The 13,895-nt window shown below is 41.7% G+C and carries 12 protein-coding genes and 2 pseudogenes; 2 read left to right on the top strand and 12 right to left on the bottom strand.

What is annotated here, in order from left to right; all coding sequences use genetic code 11:
- Window positions 1-27 precede the first annotated feature (27 nt).
- Genes tnpB through ACO9K6_RS11600 form a run of 4 tightly spaced genes read right to left on the bottom strand, consistent with a single transcriptional unit; the run spans window position 28 to window position 3,276 of the window.
- On the bottom strand, window positions 28-186 hold the full coding sequence (gene tnpB / locus ACO9K6_RS11585) for an IS66 family insertion sequence element accessory protein TnpB (protein ID WP_424767726.1): 159 nt from the start codon (window positions 184-186) through the stop codon (window positions 28-30).
- Window positions 187-192: 6 nt separating this feature from the next.
- Window positions 193-1,224: a FecCD family ABC transporter permease gene (locus ACO9K6_RS11590; RefSeq protein ID WP_424767727.1), complete on the bottom strand. Its 1,032-nt coding sequence runs from the start codon at window positions 1,222-1,224 to the stop codon at window positions 193-195.
- The gene (locus ACO9K6_RS11595) at window positions 1,221-2,282 is read right to left on the bottom strand and encodes a FecCD family ABC transporter permease (RefSeq protein ID WP_424767728.1); all 1,062 of its coding nucleotides are present in this window, start codon (window positions 2,280-2,282) and stop codon (window positions 1,221-1,223) included. Before ACO9K6_RS11595 ends, ACO9K6_RS11590 begins: the two co-directional genes overlap by 4 nt.
- Window positions 2,275-3,276 (bottom strand): ABC transporter substrate-binding protein, encoded by a 1,002-nt coding sequence (locus tag ACO9K6_RS11600; RefSeq protein WP_424767729.1) that lies wholly within the window; start codon window positions 3,274-3,276, stop codon window positions 2,275-2,277. Before ACO9K6_RS11600 ends, ACO9K6_RS11595 begins: the two co-directional genes overlap by 8 nt.
- Before the next feature lie 634 nt (window positions 3,277-3,910).
- Here ACO9K6_RS11600 and ACO9K6_RS11605 point away from each other — a divergent pair.
- Together ACO9K6_RS11605 and ACO9K6_RS11610 are read left to right on the top strand one after the other, a co-directional pair.
- The gene (locus tag ACO9K6_RS11605) at window positions 3,911-4,792 is read left to right on the top strand and encodes a MerR family transcriptional regulator (protein WP_424767730.1); all 882 of its coding nucleotides are present in this window, start codon (window positions 3,911-3,913) and stop codon (window positions 4,790-4,792) included.
- Between the two features lie 211 nt (window positions 4,793-5,003).
- Window positions 5,004-6,527 carry a methyl-accepting chemotaxis protein gene (locus tag ACO9K6_RS11610; RefSeq protein ID WP_424767731.1) on the top strand — a complete coding sequence of 508 codons (1,524 nt, stop codon included), beginning with the start codon at window positions 5,004-5,006 and terminating at the stop codon, window positions 6,525-6,527.
- 181 nt (window positions 6,528-6,708) lie between these two features.
- Here ACO9K6_RS11610 and ACO9K6_RS11615 read toward each other — a convergent pair.
- The 8 genes and pseudogenes from ACO9K6_RS11615 to ACO9K6_RS11650 all read right to left on the bottom strand — a co-directional run.
- Window positions 6,709-6,891: pseudogene (locus ACO9K6_RS11615) on the bottom strand (LLM class flavin-dependent oxidoreductase); the annotation flags it as partial.
- Window positions 6,892-7,071: 180 nt separating this feature from the next.
- Entirely contained in the window at window positions 7,072-8,877 is a 1,806-nt protein-coding gene (locus tag ACO9K6_RS11620; RefSeq protein ID WP_424767732.1) for an ABC transporter ATP-binding protein, read from the bottom strand.
- Window positions 8,874-10,028, bottom strand: a complete 1,155-nt coding sequence (locus tag ACO9K6_RS11625) for a nucleotidyltransferase domain-containing protein (protein WP_424767793.1) — start codon at window positions 10,026-10,028, stop codon at window positions 8,874-8,876. The genes ACO9K6_RS11620 and ACO9K6_RS11625 overlap by 4 nt, the downstream gene beginning before the upstream one ends.
- A pseudogene (locus tag ACO9K6_RS11630) lies at window positions 10,029-10,511 on the bottom strand (lasso peptide biosynthesis B2 protein); the annotation flags it as partial. It lies immediately after the preceding gene.
- A gap of 3 nt (window positions 10,512-10,514) precedes the next feature.
- Window positions 10,515-10,811 carry a lasso peptide biosynthesis PqqD family chaperone gene (locus tag ACO9K6_RS11635; protein WP_424767733.1) on the bottom strand — a complete coding sequence of 99 codons (297 nt, stop codon included), beginning with the start codon at window positions 10,809-10,811 and terminating at the stop codon, window positions 10,515-10,517.
- A complete protein-coding gene (locus ACO9K6_RS11640; protein ID WP_424767734.1) occupies window positions 10,812-11,735 on the bottom strand; it encodes an aldolase in 924 nt (307 codons plus the stop codon).
- 87 nt (window positions 11,736-11,822) lie between these two features.
- Window positions 11,823-11,951 (bottom strand): paeninodin family lasso peptide, encoded by a 129-nt coding sequence (locus ACO9K6_RS11645; protein ID WP_424767735.1) that lies wholly within the window; start codon window positions 11,949-11,951, stop codon window positions 11,823-11,825.
- Between the two features lie 14 nt (window positions 11,952-11,965).
- On the bottom strand, window positions 11,966-13,885 hold the full coding sequence (locus ACO9K6_RS11650; RefSeq protein WP_424767736.1) for an asparagine synthase-related protein: 1,920 nt from the start codon (window positions 13,883-13,885) through the stop codon (window positions 11,966-11,968).
- Between the last annotated feature and the right edge of the window lie 10 nt (window positions 13,886-13,895).

A 13,895-nucleotide genomic window follows, 5' to 3' on the forward strand; every position in this document is an offset into this window, starting at 1 on the left:
CTTTGTAAGGTAATGATTAAAATACTGTTAGCCGTGCCGCCGGCGGTTACAAAAAACGAACAACGCCGATGAAAATGGATTAAGCGCAAATTGTTCCTGAACCATAGCGGCTAATCCGTCAATGGATTTGCGCATGTCCGTTGCGCAATACGATAAAGTTACACGCTCTGTAGTTAGAACATTCATTAGTCTCTATCTCCTATCTTTAAGTAGTAAATAAATAAAGTAAGGTGTACCTAAACCAGCTACAATGATACCAACTGGTATTTCAATAGGTTGAACAATCGTTCTTCCTACTGTATCGGAAATCAGCACTAACATACCACCAATTAGTGCAGTCCCAGGTAGCATCCATTTATGATTTACACCAAGTAGTTGTCTACTCAAATGAGGAGCAACAAGACCTACAAAGCCAATATTTCCACCTACAGCAACACTAGTTGATGTTAGAGCTACGGCATAAACCATTAATATGAACCTTTCAAAGTTAATTCTAACACCCATTTCTTTTGTTAATGTATCTCCTAGTGTAAAAACATTTAATATTCTACTCTTATAAATAACTAATGGAACTAAAAGTAAGATCCAAAACCCCGCAACTTTAACATAGTCCCAATTTGTTCCCCAAACACTACCAGATAGCCATATTTTCACAAACTCATACGTATATGCGTTCATTCTATATGTTAAAAACAACATTAATGCACTAATTCCGCTCCCAACCGCAACACCCACAAGTACTAGGCGATTAGGGGAAAGGTTACCTTTTTTATAACTAATTAAAAAAACAAGGATGGCAGCAAAACTAGCACCAATAAATGCAACTGAAGGTAGAGCCCAGAGAGGAGCAAAATGTACTTTTTCATAAAAATAGGCAATGTATACAACAATAGCTAAGCCTGCGCCTGCATTAATTCCTAAGATCCCCGGATCGGCTAGGCCATTTTGTGAAACACCTTGCATGATAGCACCAGCTAATGCCAACCCAATTCCAATCAGTAACGCCAGTACCATCCGCGGCAATCTTATATTAAATAGAACAATAGCACTATCATCTGTACCATAACCAACTAAAGTAGAAAGTACAAGTTTTGGAGTTAGTGGATAAAGTCCAGTGTTTAAACTTACTAAAAAAGATACGAGTATTAATAAAAATAAGATAGCGAGCGTACCAACCGACTTACGTCGTTTTTGCTCTAATTTTCGTTCGAATTCTGCTATCATATGCTTATCTTCCCTTCTTTTCTAGCTAAATATAAAAAGAACGGGACGCCAATGAGAGAGGTTATAACCCCAGCAGGTGTTTCGTAAGGTGGGTTGACCATACGAGACAATGCATCAGCTGTAAGCATAAAGCAAGCTCCTAATAGTGCAGAACTCGGGACAACCCATCTGTAATCTATACCGACAAAAAAGCGAGTTAAATGAGGAATAATTAAACCAATAAAGCCAATTGGTCCTGAGATTGCAACTGCAGCTCCAGTTAAAATAAATACTGTAATAGCACAAAATGCCTTTATTCTTTTTACTTTAGATCCTAAATTTGCAGCTGTTTCATCACCTAATGCCAGCATAGTTAAATTACGAGATAAAATAATCGCAAGTACTAATCCAGCTATTGCCCACGGTAATAATAATAGCACTTCACTCCATTTTACACCTGCGACCCCTGCAGAATACCAATATAGTACGCTCTGTTGAATACCCAAATATAGTTCTATTCCTTTTCCGAATGCACCTAAAAATGCCCCTGTGGCTGCACCAACAAGGGCTAGTTTTACATGAGAAACATGCCCTGTTAAAGAAACACTAGTAATGGTCCCTACGAAATAAACGAATACAGTCGTAATAGCTGCTCCTAATAAAGAAAACAATATGAAATGGGAGTAAGATAAAGATGGAAAAAATGCGAATGCAACAATAATTGCAAAGCTAGAACCAGCAGATACTCCAAGTGTTCCTGGTGAAGCTAAAGGATTTCTAGTCATTGCTTGCATAATTGTTCCAGCTGCAGCGAAGCAAGCTCCTATTAAAGCAGCAGCTACAGCACGCGGTAAGCGCATTTCTATGATAGTATAATGCTGTACATCTGTTGGATTATAGGCTGTAATTGATTGGAAAATAGTTTGTAAGCCGATATTAGCCGCACCTACTGTAATTGATAAAATAGTACCAACCACTATAAATAAAAGAGTTAAAAAGATGACGGAAAATTTTTTCCGCATCATCTTTTTAACTACTACAGGTTGCATAGTATTTTCGTAAGCTTTATTGTTAATCACGACCAAGTAACTCACTCTCAATTTGATCTAATAGTAGATTGTGCATAATAAGTCCATGACCTGCTTTTCCTGCCTTAATGTCATCAAACACATAGATATTTTCATTTTGAACAGCACTTAAGTTACTCCACAATGGGTTGTTAATTAGCTCTTCATATTTTTCTTTACTTTTTTCTCTTACCTCAAACAATATGATATGATCAGGATTTATTTCTGGTAATTTTTCCATTGCTATTGGTAATTCTAGTTCATTTTCATTAAGGGATGAAGGATAAGTCATTCCTAGCTCATCATATATCAGTGTCCCTACATGAATGTTCTTTCCTAGTACTCGATATTCCTTGTCTGTTACTTTTAAAAGAAGAATAGATTCACCTTTGAACTCTTTCTCTAAATCTTGCTTTACTTCTTCTACTCGATTATCAAACTGGGCTAACTTTTCATTAGCTAAATCCGTCTTCCCAAGAGCATCGGCTACAAACATAAATGTTGTTCTCCAGTCACCTTCCATATCTGACTGAGGTAGAACGATAGTAGGGGCTATTTTGTTTAAAGCATCAAATGGTTTAACGTGATTTTTCTCTTCTCCAAACATTACTTCTGGCTTTAACATAAGAATTTTTTCTAAGTTTGGTGAAGGTGGCTGACCAATATTTTCAGTTCCATTTAATAATTCAGCCATATAAGGCTCAAAGTCTCCTTCTCCACGAACTACTGTTCCTATTGGTTGAACACCTAATGATAAAACATGGTCTGCAAAATGCGGGGTCAACGTCACTACTTTTGTAGCATTTTTCGGTATACTAGCTGTACCCATAAAGTGTTTTACTTCTATGTATTCGTTTTCCGTCTCAGTACTTGCTAATTCCGTTTCTACATTTTGTTCCTCCTCCTTTACTTCTTCAACAGGTTTACTAGCTGTGTTACCACAAGCCGTCAAAGAAAAAGTAAGGAATAAAAATAAACATAAATTAAATAATAAAGATTTTTTCACTTATAAACACTCCTACCTAAGATTTGATAACTACCTGTTTTTGAATATAGTTGATAATGATTATCAATGTCAAGATCTTTTTTAAAAAAATTTTTACAGCTGCAAAATAACAACGTCAATTTAATCTTTTTGTCTTTTGGATCCGAAACGTAGATATCAGTTCTGGTGTCATCCGGGAAAATGCATATTCGGAGTTATCCGGTGAATCTAAATGGCGAGTTTCAATTTCAATGTGTTCAATCTTTTTAATTTTTCGCCTTACTAAGAGAGCTGTCAAGTGCCTCACTTGACAAAAGCTTTTGAACACATGTATAAATATTGTATAATGTTTGTATAGGTAATTGCTTTTTTGTATAAGCTTTCGCTGATTCAAGAAAGGAGAGGCATTTGAATCGGCGGAACAACCCATCCCCGCGGCGATACCCCCATCATTGTATTGTTCGGGCAGCGGGTGGCAGAGCGGATTATTCGGGTAAGCCAAGCAAGAAAATTTGAAGCGAGGCGGCCTTTCGATTGTCATCGGTGCAGCCTCCTTGGCAAGCTGCAAGCTTGTGCATTGATAAAACTTCTTATTGTATTTTTGTAGAGGTAGCTTTGTATAAACCATGTTTCGGAGGGGGGGAAATAAAAATTTATGTACAGTATTAAAAAAGTATCTGAGCTACTTGACATTCCAGCCGTCACCATCAGAGCATGGGAAAATCGTTACCACGCCGTCACCCCCATGCGAACAGAGGGCGGTCACCGGCTATATAGCGAAGCTGATATTGAAACGTTGAAATGGATCAAACATCAAACTGAAGGAAAAAACATGAAAATCAGTGAAGTCGTTCGCTTGCTCCAGCAGAAGAAGCCGGCTTCCCGGGCCATCGATCACACAAAGCAACCTCTTCACCACCGAGAAGATTTAATCGACAGGCTGTATCAAAGTTTTATTCATATCAATGGCGAGCAAGCGAATGAAATCATCGACTTCGCCTTTTCACTTCAAAACTTCGAGGAAGTCTTTCACAGCATATTGGCACCTGTCTTATACCGAATCGGGGAGCAGTGGGAGGTCGGCTCGGTTACGGTCGCTCAGGAGCATTTCGCGTCTCAGCTGGTGCTTCAACGCTTTCATCAGTTTTTTCGGGTCTTACCTGTTCACTACCGGTACTCAAGGGCACTGGCATTTTGTCCGGAAGGGGAACACCACCAGATAGGACTCATGCTCTTCGGCTTATTCTTACGGAATAAAGGAGTCGACGTGATTTACTTGGGTCCTAATACACCGTATGCGGGACTCGCTGAATTAATTGAATTGAAAAGCGTCTCCAATGTCGCGGTTTCGATCTCCCACTCCAAGTATATTCCGGAGCTGGAGCAATGGGTAAACGAGTGTTTAGAGCGATTCCCCGACATTAATTTCATCCTTGGCGGGAACGGCCTGCAGCCGTGTCCGAGATCTCTTCAGCCCTTTGTGCTCGATGCCGAACATCAGGCTTGGGAGGTGTGGTTTCAAACCACTATGAGATAAAAAGGAAGATATGCAGCAATACTCTACATTGAGGATTTGTATAACGTTGTCTAATATCAATATATCGAATATATAAGAGGGTTATGAAGACCAACCTTTACTTGGATGCTTGGGATAGTCGCAGCTAGCAGCGTAACCGAATGACTATTTTGTTAGTTGGTTTTTTTATTTTTAAATAAAACATCTTAATTTGAAAGGTCGATAAGAAAAGATGACTATCCATAAAAACAAGCTAATGTTTTTGTTATCCTTAGGCACAATTGTACTTAGTCTTATTGTCCACTTACTGCACAGAGAGTTCAATCTTATTGGACATACAATGATGATGGAAGGTATATCAGCAGGCCATGTTGTAACCCAACAGTTCCCCTTGGCTCTAAACATTATATTTGTTACTCCAATTGCTTTATTAGGAATTGCTTATTTCATTTATCGTAAACAAGCCGATCATTCACTTATTCCTCTTCTTAATACGATATCTTTAACCTTCTCCAGCATATCTATAATTGCAGGTGGAGGAGGAATGGTTGAGTTCCACTTCTCTATTTTCATGGTCGCGGCTCTTATTGCTTATTACGAAGATATTAAGCTCATTGCAACAATGACTGTTATTTTTGCATTACAGCACATCTTAGGATTTTTCCTTATGTCTGAACTGGTTTTTGGGGTGTCCAATTACCCTTTTGCCATGTTGATAGCTCACGCATTTTTCTTAATTCTGACATCCTTTGCTATAAGCCTCCAAATTATCTCTAAGAAAAAAATCACATCAGCATTAGAAGCCGAGAAAGCAATAAAGCAAGCGGAAATTGCAAACCTTCTTATAACGGTCAAAAACCTCTCCAAAGAATTAGAACAAACTTCTATAGTCGTTTCAGCAGAATCCGAACAACATATCGTCGCAAATAATGAAATGATGGTTTCCTTCAAGGAAGTTTCCAGCGGTCTTGATGCCCAGAGCGAGTCACTTAGCAGCATGGAAACAAGTCTGCAAAAGATTAACCACATGATTAATGATAACTCTCAAGCCTTTTCTGAACTTGACAATAAAGCTTCTACAACAGAAAAAATAATGAAAAGCAATCAAGATAATTTTGATGCCTTGTTCGGGCAAGTTCAGATTGTATCAAATGTAATAAATAGAGCAACGAGCACCATGCAGTCTTTAAACGAATCTTCTCATTTAGTGGACAATATTATAACTACTATTCAAGAAGTATCCAACCAAACCAATTTATTGGCGTTAAACGCTTCGATTGAGGCGGCACGGGCTGGAGAATATGGCAGAGGGTTTGCGGTCGTTGCAGGAGAAATCCGGAAATTAGCAGAAAGTAGTCATAGGGCAACAGAAGAAATCAGGGATATTTTAAGAAATATCCAGAATGTAAGTAAGGAAACCGTATCTCAAATTGAAGTTGGAAGGCAATCGTCAAACCATACGGTTCATCTTGCGGAATCATCTCTATCCAGCTTTCAGGAAATTAAACAAGCTATTAATATAATGATTCAAATTATAGCGTCTCTTAACGAATCAGTTAAACAGATTGAATTCCAATCACAAGAAATCTCTAATGAAATGACAAACATTTCGGCAGTTACCGAAGAAAGCGTGGCTTCGATGCAAGAGCTATACAGCATTACTGAGACCCAAATGAATGCATCTAATCACGTTAATAGAGAGTTACTTCGCCTGAAAGACCTCTCGATGACTTTACAAAATAAATTTGCTCTGTAATCAATACCCCGATAAGGCACGGTAATGAACGGCTCCCCATACACCTAATCGGACCAGTGGGCGGAGGTGATGAGCTGGAAACCGCCGCTGCATCATTAAAGAGACTGCCGCGGCAGTTCCTATTTAAAACTAATGGCTCCGCAGATGAATAGATCATCTTGCGGAGCCAATTGATGTTGAAGGGTATATTATGATGTTCGGCCAGCCAATACCGGTGATAACCCCACTTTTCCGCGTGCTGCGCAAGATCGAGAGAATTGCGAAACGACTCGGCAGGGCTTCCGCCTTTAACGATCGGAGAGAGATCAAGCACGGAGAACGCGATCGCCCCATGCGAAGAGAATACTTTCGTGTTCAATTTCAATCTATCTAAAACAGCTGCGGTAGCCAAAAATAGCAGAAGTATCTCATTAAAATCGTTCGGCAAATCCATGAAGTGAATCACTAAAATTAATGCTGTCATTGGAAATAGGAGCAGTAGATCTATGTTCGATTTTCGCCTGCATTTCTTTTGAACACATAATATAGGCCCGAGTCACTAGACTCATTTAGAGTGTAGACTTTCCACAAATTTCTGATTCCCCAGCAAACCTCTGAATATCCCCCTCTTTTGTTGTGCCAGTTGCGAGAAAACACCGGTTTGCGCAACTACTCCACGATCCAGTACAATAACCTGATCCGCATTTCTAATGGTTGACAATCGATGTGCAATTACAATAATTGTAATTTTTCCCTTAAGCTTATCAAGCGCCTCTTGAATCGTTGCTTCATTTTCTGTATCCAACGAGCTCGTTGCTTCATCCAGTATAAGGATGGAAGGTTTCCGGACAATCGCCCTAGCAAGAACAAGCCTCTGGCGTTCTCCACCCGAAAGTCTGATACCCCGGTCTCCAATGACGGTATCCAAGCCTTCAGGAAGCCTGCTTACAAACTCTAAGGATGCTGAAAATTCCAAAGCCTCCCAAAGCTCCGATTCCGTTGCATCCGGCTTAACCAAAAGCAAATTTTCTCTAATGCTGGAATGAAACATGAACGGCTCTTGTGGAACATAGCTGATGGATTTCCTTATAGAAGTATAATGATAACTCGAAAGCGGTACATCGTCGATCAAAGTCTGTCCCCGTTCGGGCACGATCAATCCCATCAATATATCTACAAGCGTGCTCTTCCCCGCTCCCGAACGCCCGACAATAGCTGTCATTCCATTCGCCGGAATATAGATACTAATATCTTGGAGCGAATAAGTAGATTGCTCAGTATTATATCGGAAGTATACATTACGGCATTCGATTCCCCGCACAATCCTAATGGGTTCAACTTCCTGATTGGTTTCTATTTCTTCTCCCGCTTCCTTACATTTATCATGAAAACAGATTAGTGACGTGAAAGTCGGAATGATCGAAGATATCTTCTCAATATTGGACTGTATTCCCGTAACCCTGGGCCATAAACGAGCGAAAATAACGATAATTAATAAAAAATATCCCGGCTGCGAGTGAAACATTTCAATAGATAAAAAAATAAAAGCGGAGATGAGTACCGCAGACATAATTTTATAGAAGGCTTGTGATGAGGTGTACAGCCTCATATATTCGATTTGTTCCTGCATCATACTGTTTGTGATCAGACCAAACCACTTTAAGCGGCTTTCCTCTAAGTTGTTGCTCTTAATATCCTTTATACCATTCATCTGCTCTGTGATTCCCGCGAGATAGCTTTGCGCCAGCTCAGAGGTCTCAGAGCCAAGCACGCGGGCTTTTCGAATAAATTTTCGGGCATATACAGCAAGAACGAGGCCTGACGATATGATAAAAAGGGTCATATTCGGCGAAATCCAGAAAGCAATCCCGATCTGAACGATGGTAGAAATGGAGGACGATAAGAATTCGAATAATAGATTGATGCCCACGCTTATTCGCGCAATTTCGGAGGTGAGCACATTAACATGGTCCGATTTTCTGGACTTAATGTAAAAATTCCAGTCCGCCTTCAATAAAGCTGTATAAGTTTCTAGCCGTAACTGCCGAATGAACCCGGTTTGAATACGAATATTACGGATTGATAAATTGCGTTGCAGCAACGTTTGTCCGACTACAAGCATGATATAGACGATAAAAATCACGGTGAGATTCATACTTAAGGAAAGCCCTTCAAGCCTAGCTAACCCTTCCGTTATAATCGAATTTCCCTCACTGAAATTGATAAGGCCGCTTATCTTAAGCAAGGGAATAAGTGCAAGGAGCCCTACTCCTTCAAGAAATCCTACAAGGACCATTGCTATCAGATTGAAGTATAGAATTCTTCCGGCATAAGAATGGAGCTTTCCTATAAAGTAAAGGATTGATTTCATTGGAGTGTCCCTCTCTGCTTAAAATAACCCTTCAGCTTTCTCCATGCACACAAAAGGGGGCGTAAAGGAAAATATAAAAAATGGATTTTTTCCGGCAACGGAAGTGTTTTATGGTCAATCGGGTAAGGATAGAGAAAACTTAAAATAAAAAGGGCTTTTTGCGGTGCGGACTTCAGGGAGAACAAATACTGTTTGTGATATCTTGACACTCGTTGGGGCAGAGGTTCGTTATGTAGATTGATCATTTCCTTTAAATAGAACAATGCTTCCTCTGCTAGTTTTAATGACCTGTGACCTCTTGTAAATCTCGTTACAGGCGTCGGCAATGAGGTGCCTAGTAGTTTTGAAGTCAAAATAAGGGCCTGCCCCACAACATTGGTAAAGCCGGATGCATGAACACGATTGGCGCATTGACGCCAATCCACATCTTGTTTTGTCATTCGATCAATATCAATCAGCCACCTCAGACGAGACCAACCGTGCCGCGCACCGTGGCACACGAGAAACAAAAATAAATCTTCATTCCCTAAAAAATATATAGGGGAGCTGTGCTGGGAGCTTTTTTGTTTGCGTTCCCATAATTCATCAAAAGCCGGCTCCTTCGTCGGTCCGGGATGTAACCTCCAATGAAGCTCAATCTTGTATTTCAATTCCGGATGAAAATAGGTGACATGGTGATGTCTCCACTTCCAATCCCCTAGAATGGTTTGAATATAATTATCTTTTGAATACCCGATGCTTTCTAAAAGCCTTTCCCCCTTTTGAAGGTCTTCTATTGGGATTAACAAATCCAGGTCGCTCGAAGTTCGAAGCGACAGATCGCCGTAAAGCAGGGAAGCGAGCACCGGGCCTTTCAAACATAGTGAGCGGATTTGGTGTTCTTTAAATAAAACATTAATGCGTTCCAATTCCCCCGCTAATGCCAGCATTTGAACAGCATTTCTTTGGTAGTGCTCCTGAAGCCTCCCGATCAAGGAAGTTGGTATCCATTTTCCGTCTATGCTCTTCAATTTTGTATAAAGCAGCGAAGTGACACGGTGGTGCCTTGCAAGCTGAAAAACCTGCTCCCAATCAACTGTAGAAAACCAGCGGCAGTCTTCAGCTGCTTTTCCGTCATGTCCCTGCTTCAGAATATGGAGTAATAGCTGCATTTCGTTTGGGAACGTATTCCAATTATTAGGATGGGAGACATACGAAGCGAACATCGCTGCCACCGAGAAGTTTTCCATCACTTCCGATCCAGTGATATAATAAGGACCGCTTCGCAGCCAGGCGTGGGCAATCATTTCTCCGTTGTCGTCTTTGGCAGTGCCCAGATACAACGTACTCTGGATGTTTCGCCTCTTGAGCATTTTCATAGCAGCCATAGCTCTAACCAAACATTTACTTTCCCAAAATGTATGACGGCTTATCAGATCAATGACCTCGGTGACTTGGTTCAAGGCAGGCATAACTCCCCGTTCCTCAGCGGATGACGTGTCATGCATTAGAGTGCCTAAATGGGGAGCCACCTTGGCGAAGGGTAACGCTATGGCTAAGCGGGAAATTCCTAAATAAAAAAAAGCTTCTGCATATAGAAGCTTTTTCTCAGGTGCCAACAGAATCAGCTTCCAAATCATACTCCCTAATCTCATGCTTCACTCTTCTCCTACTTGAATTAAATTCTCCACTCTTAATTGTTCGAGGAAGGCTATCACCTGGTTTTGACATTCCTGTTCTTCGAGGCCATAGGCTAAAATAAAATGATTGACAATCGCAGCAACGGAGACCGGCTCCCTAGCCATATCCCAGATTTCCCCTCCCGATTTTCCCAAATTATAGTACTTCCCATTCTGGATGTTCATCATCACCCGATCGCCGTCCATATTGCTTTCAAGGTTTCCTCTCCCTTGCAGCACCCAATGCTCTAATGAAATATTCTCATTCATGATCATTTATGTCGCCCCTTTTAATCGCTTCAGTATGTAAGACACTAGTTCATGTGCCGTGAACCGGCTGATAGGCCGCAACAGATGATAAACATCGATTTTATCCGATACAGCGGAGTTTATATGAAAATGCCAATCCATAAGGCCTAAAGGCGAAAGCAGAAAGTTCCGGTAGGTATGATCAAATAGCATCTGAAGCCGCTCGAATTTAGGTACCAATTGACATTCGATTTCCGAATTCTCTGTCTTCTGAAGTACAAAGATACCGGCGAGAGGAAGCGGTTCGGAAGAAAACTGTGACCGTACAGGAACCGAGTATTTTTTTTCCCGATCAAAGACGGGGCGATACTTATCCGTTTCCATACCGAATGCTTGAAGACTTTCCTGCCACAGCTTCTGCTGTGCATATGCTGGTGTGACTGCCAGGGCATTCCCTTCGGTGAGGGATACGGCAATTACGTCATCACTTACCAGAGAGTAGCCCCGTTGCAGGAAAGCTGATGCCAATGTGGATTTACCCGCCCCGGAATCCCCAATCACCGCATATACCTGTCTATCGATCACGATTGCACTTCCGTGCAGAGGGAGTACCTTTCTCTGCATTAAGAGTACACCCATACATGTACCGAGCAGGTACAGACGAATTTTTCCTTCATCCGCTCCTGTCTTGGGAGAAATCGTTATCGAAGTACCACACTCGATTAAGAACGTGACTGTATCCTCAATGTGAAACATAACAAAGGTATCCTTCACTACGAACCGTTCATTGGGAACCGCCAGTCGGGACCATAGGTCCGTTAAATCGCCCATTACAATCTCGACGTCCGGTGTAGCTTGCTCTATGCTTTCCGACAGCTCCGGCAGCGGGCAGCTACTTGCAATTTTAAGTCCAAAGGCTTCATATACGACCTTCTTTTTCACAGCTATCATGTTGAATTACCTCCGAATGAGTGTTGTACGCCTCTACTTCTGGTCTAACGAAGTGTTAGAGGCGTACAACTGCCATTAAATCATTGCTTAAGAGTCTAGGTCATCCCCACCCGTCACGCCATCATGATTCTTCGAGGATTTTCCATGCATTGTCATTCTGATGTTTAATTCTTTCAGTTCTGGTTTTACCCACTCTTTTTCGAGCTTCTGGTCCATATGTTCACCTCCTTTCAAGTGCTTTGTTTTATAAATCTATTGACTATAAGACTTCTTATCAACAAGCTGAATTCTTCACTGTACACAAGCTCCGGCTTGGGTTCACCTTTAATTTTTTCTATAGCTGCCAGCACCATTTTCATATTTATTAATTCATTCATGGTTGAATCCCTGCTCATCTGCTGTAACTCATCAATAAAAGCGTTCCATGATACAGCCATCCGGTGAACGCCGTCCGCCCCTTGAATCCCGCGAACTCGCTGGTTTAATCTGACCTGATCAGGTAAGAGTTCCTTGGTTGCTCTCCGGATCAGGGACCGGTCCATTCCCGACTGAACATATTGGTCCTCTGGAATCGACAGACAAAACCGGATGACGCGAAGATCATTTGTAGGATCCCGATCCCACAGGCCGTAGCGTAGGGATAACTTTGTCGTGTATGTGCCCGTAATATTCCAGTGAAATAGCTGTTCGAAATGTTTCCTTCGAAATTCGCTCCATGATATTGATTCTGTGTCGTTATAATCGATTGCACGAAGGTAATCGAAAACTCCGGTCCTCTTTGCAAAATCCGCATTAATCAACAATGATTGGGGGTTTCGTTCAATATCCTTAACTGGAAACAGGTTCCTTCGAACAGCCGCCCAAATTCTCGACTTAGGTACACCGGTATTTTGGCTGTAGAGAGATAATTCACGGTAAAACCGAATCCATCTAAGTCTCTTGAATAACGATGCTTGGTACTCCGGTGCATGCCCCCAAGAAATCGTAGCATTCCCTCTTTGCCCGGTTAGAAGGATACCCGCACCCTGACGATGGGCCGTTTCAAAGATCCCTTTAAGCCAATGACAGTTTGCGAAAAACTTATAAGGCATTTCCATTATGTCCAGCCAATCGTCGATCTCGGAGTAGGGGGTTCGCTCCTCAAAAGATAAGTAATGATCCGAAATGTTTCCAACGTGCCGTACAATGCTTTGAATATACGGCCTTTCATCCGCGATTCTGTTTTTTTTGGTCCAATCTTCAAAGCCGTCGACAGGCACATAGCTGTAGGTGTACAACGTTTTATTGGCCTTCTGCAGAACAGGCGCGGCAAATCCGATGATTGAACCGGAATCCAGTCCCCCGCTTAAATGTGCTCCAACTTCGCGATAAGTACGCAACCGCGCCGAAATGGCATTCCCAAATACTTCTTTAAAAGCTTCTTCATACTCCCCATTCGTTTTTAGCTTTAATTTCTTTTCATCGTCAGGCAGCGTGGAGTACCTGTTCAAACGAATGGAGCCGTTACTTACAATGATCGTATGGGAAGGTGGGAGTTGTCGGATATTAGTATAGACGGTGCTATGTACGTCAGCCGCATCCACCATGGACGAAATTGCTAGAAACTGCGCAAGCCACTGTTCATTTAACGATCGATCTATATCAGGCAATGTTAAAAGAGGTTTGATCGTTGTACTAAAACAAAAGCCGCCCCCATGTTGGTAGTAATACAAAGTTCGGGCTCCGGAGAAGTCCCTTGCTCCGAAAAGCCGCTTCCGATTTCCATCCCAGATCAAAAAACAGAAGTCGCCAACTAAATAGGCGGGCGTTTCATCCCCCCACATCTCGTAAGCAAGCAGGATCAGCTCACTGTCAGTCATTTTATTTCTTCTCGCATGATCTACGTTCAACCTCAAAAACAGTTCATGACGATTGTCGATAATAGCATCTGCCGTAATCGCCAACACTCTGGTTTCATCAAAGTAAGGCAGCCGCTCGCCAACCGATTCAGGAGTAATCCATTGCGCATGGCAGCCTAGAAATACTTCGCCGTTATGCCAGGTTCCTGTACTGTTGCATGGAAATCTCTGAAACTGCTCCATCAGTCTTATCCCCTGATCAACCATCCCAGGATCGGGAGCCATGCTATATATTCCGATTATCGCGCTCATCGTATCCGTC

The sequence above is a fragment of the Paenibacillus praedii genome, assembly GCF_049725345.1.
GTDB lineage: Bacteria > Bacillota > Bacilli > Paenibacillales > Paenibacillaceae > Pristimantibacillus.

Excerpts from the sequence above, each read along its gene's own strand:
- tnpB (WP_424767726.1), bottom strand. The coding sequence starts at position 186 with ATGAATGTTCTAACTACAGAGCGTGTAACTTTATCGTATTGCGCAACG.
- ACO9K6_RS11635 (WP_424767733.1), bottom strand. The coding sequence starts at position 10,811 with ATGATCATGAATGAGAATATTTCATTAGAGCATTGGGTGCTGCAAGGG.
- ACO9K6_RS11620 (WP_424767732.1), bottom strand. The coding sequence starts at position 8,877 with ATGAAATCAATCCTTTACTTTATAGGAAAGCTCCATTCTTATGCCGGA.
- ACO9K6_RS11605 (WP_424767730.1), top strand. The coding sequence starts at position 3,911 with ATGTACAGTATTAAAAAAGTATCTGAGCTACTTGACATTCCAGCCGTC.
- ACO9K6_RS11625 (WP_424767793.1), bottom strand. The coding sequence starts at position 10,028 with ATGCAGCTATTACTCCATATTCTGAAGCAGGGACATGACGGAAAAGCA.
- ACO9K6_RS11610 (WP_424767731.1), top strand. The coding sequence starts at position 5,004 with ATGACTATCCATAAAAACAAGCTAATGTTTTTGTTATCCTTAGGCACA.
- ACO9K6_RS11645 (WP_424767735.1), bottom strand. The coding sequence starts at position 11,951 with ATGGACCAGAAGCTCGAAAAAGAGTGGGTAAAACCAGAACTGAAAGAA.
- ACO9K6_RS11650 (WP_424767736.1), bottom strand. The coding sequence starts at position 13,885 with ATGAGCGCGATAATCGGAATATATAGCATGGCTCCCGATCCTGGGATG.
- ACO9K6_RS11640 (WP_424767734.1), bottom strand. The coding sequence starts at position 11,735 with ATGATAGCTGTGAAAAAGAAGGTCGTATATGAAGCCTTTGGACTTAAA.
- ACO9K6_RS11590 (WP_424767727.1), bottom strand. The coding sequence starts at position 1,224 with ATGATAGCAGAATTCGAACGAAAATTAGAGCAAAAACGACGTAAGTCG.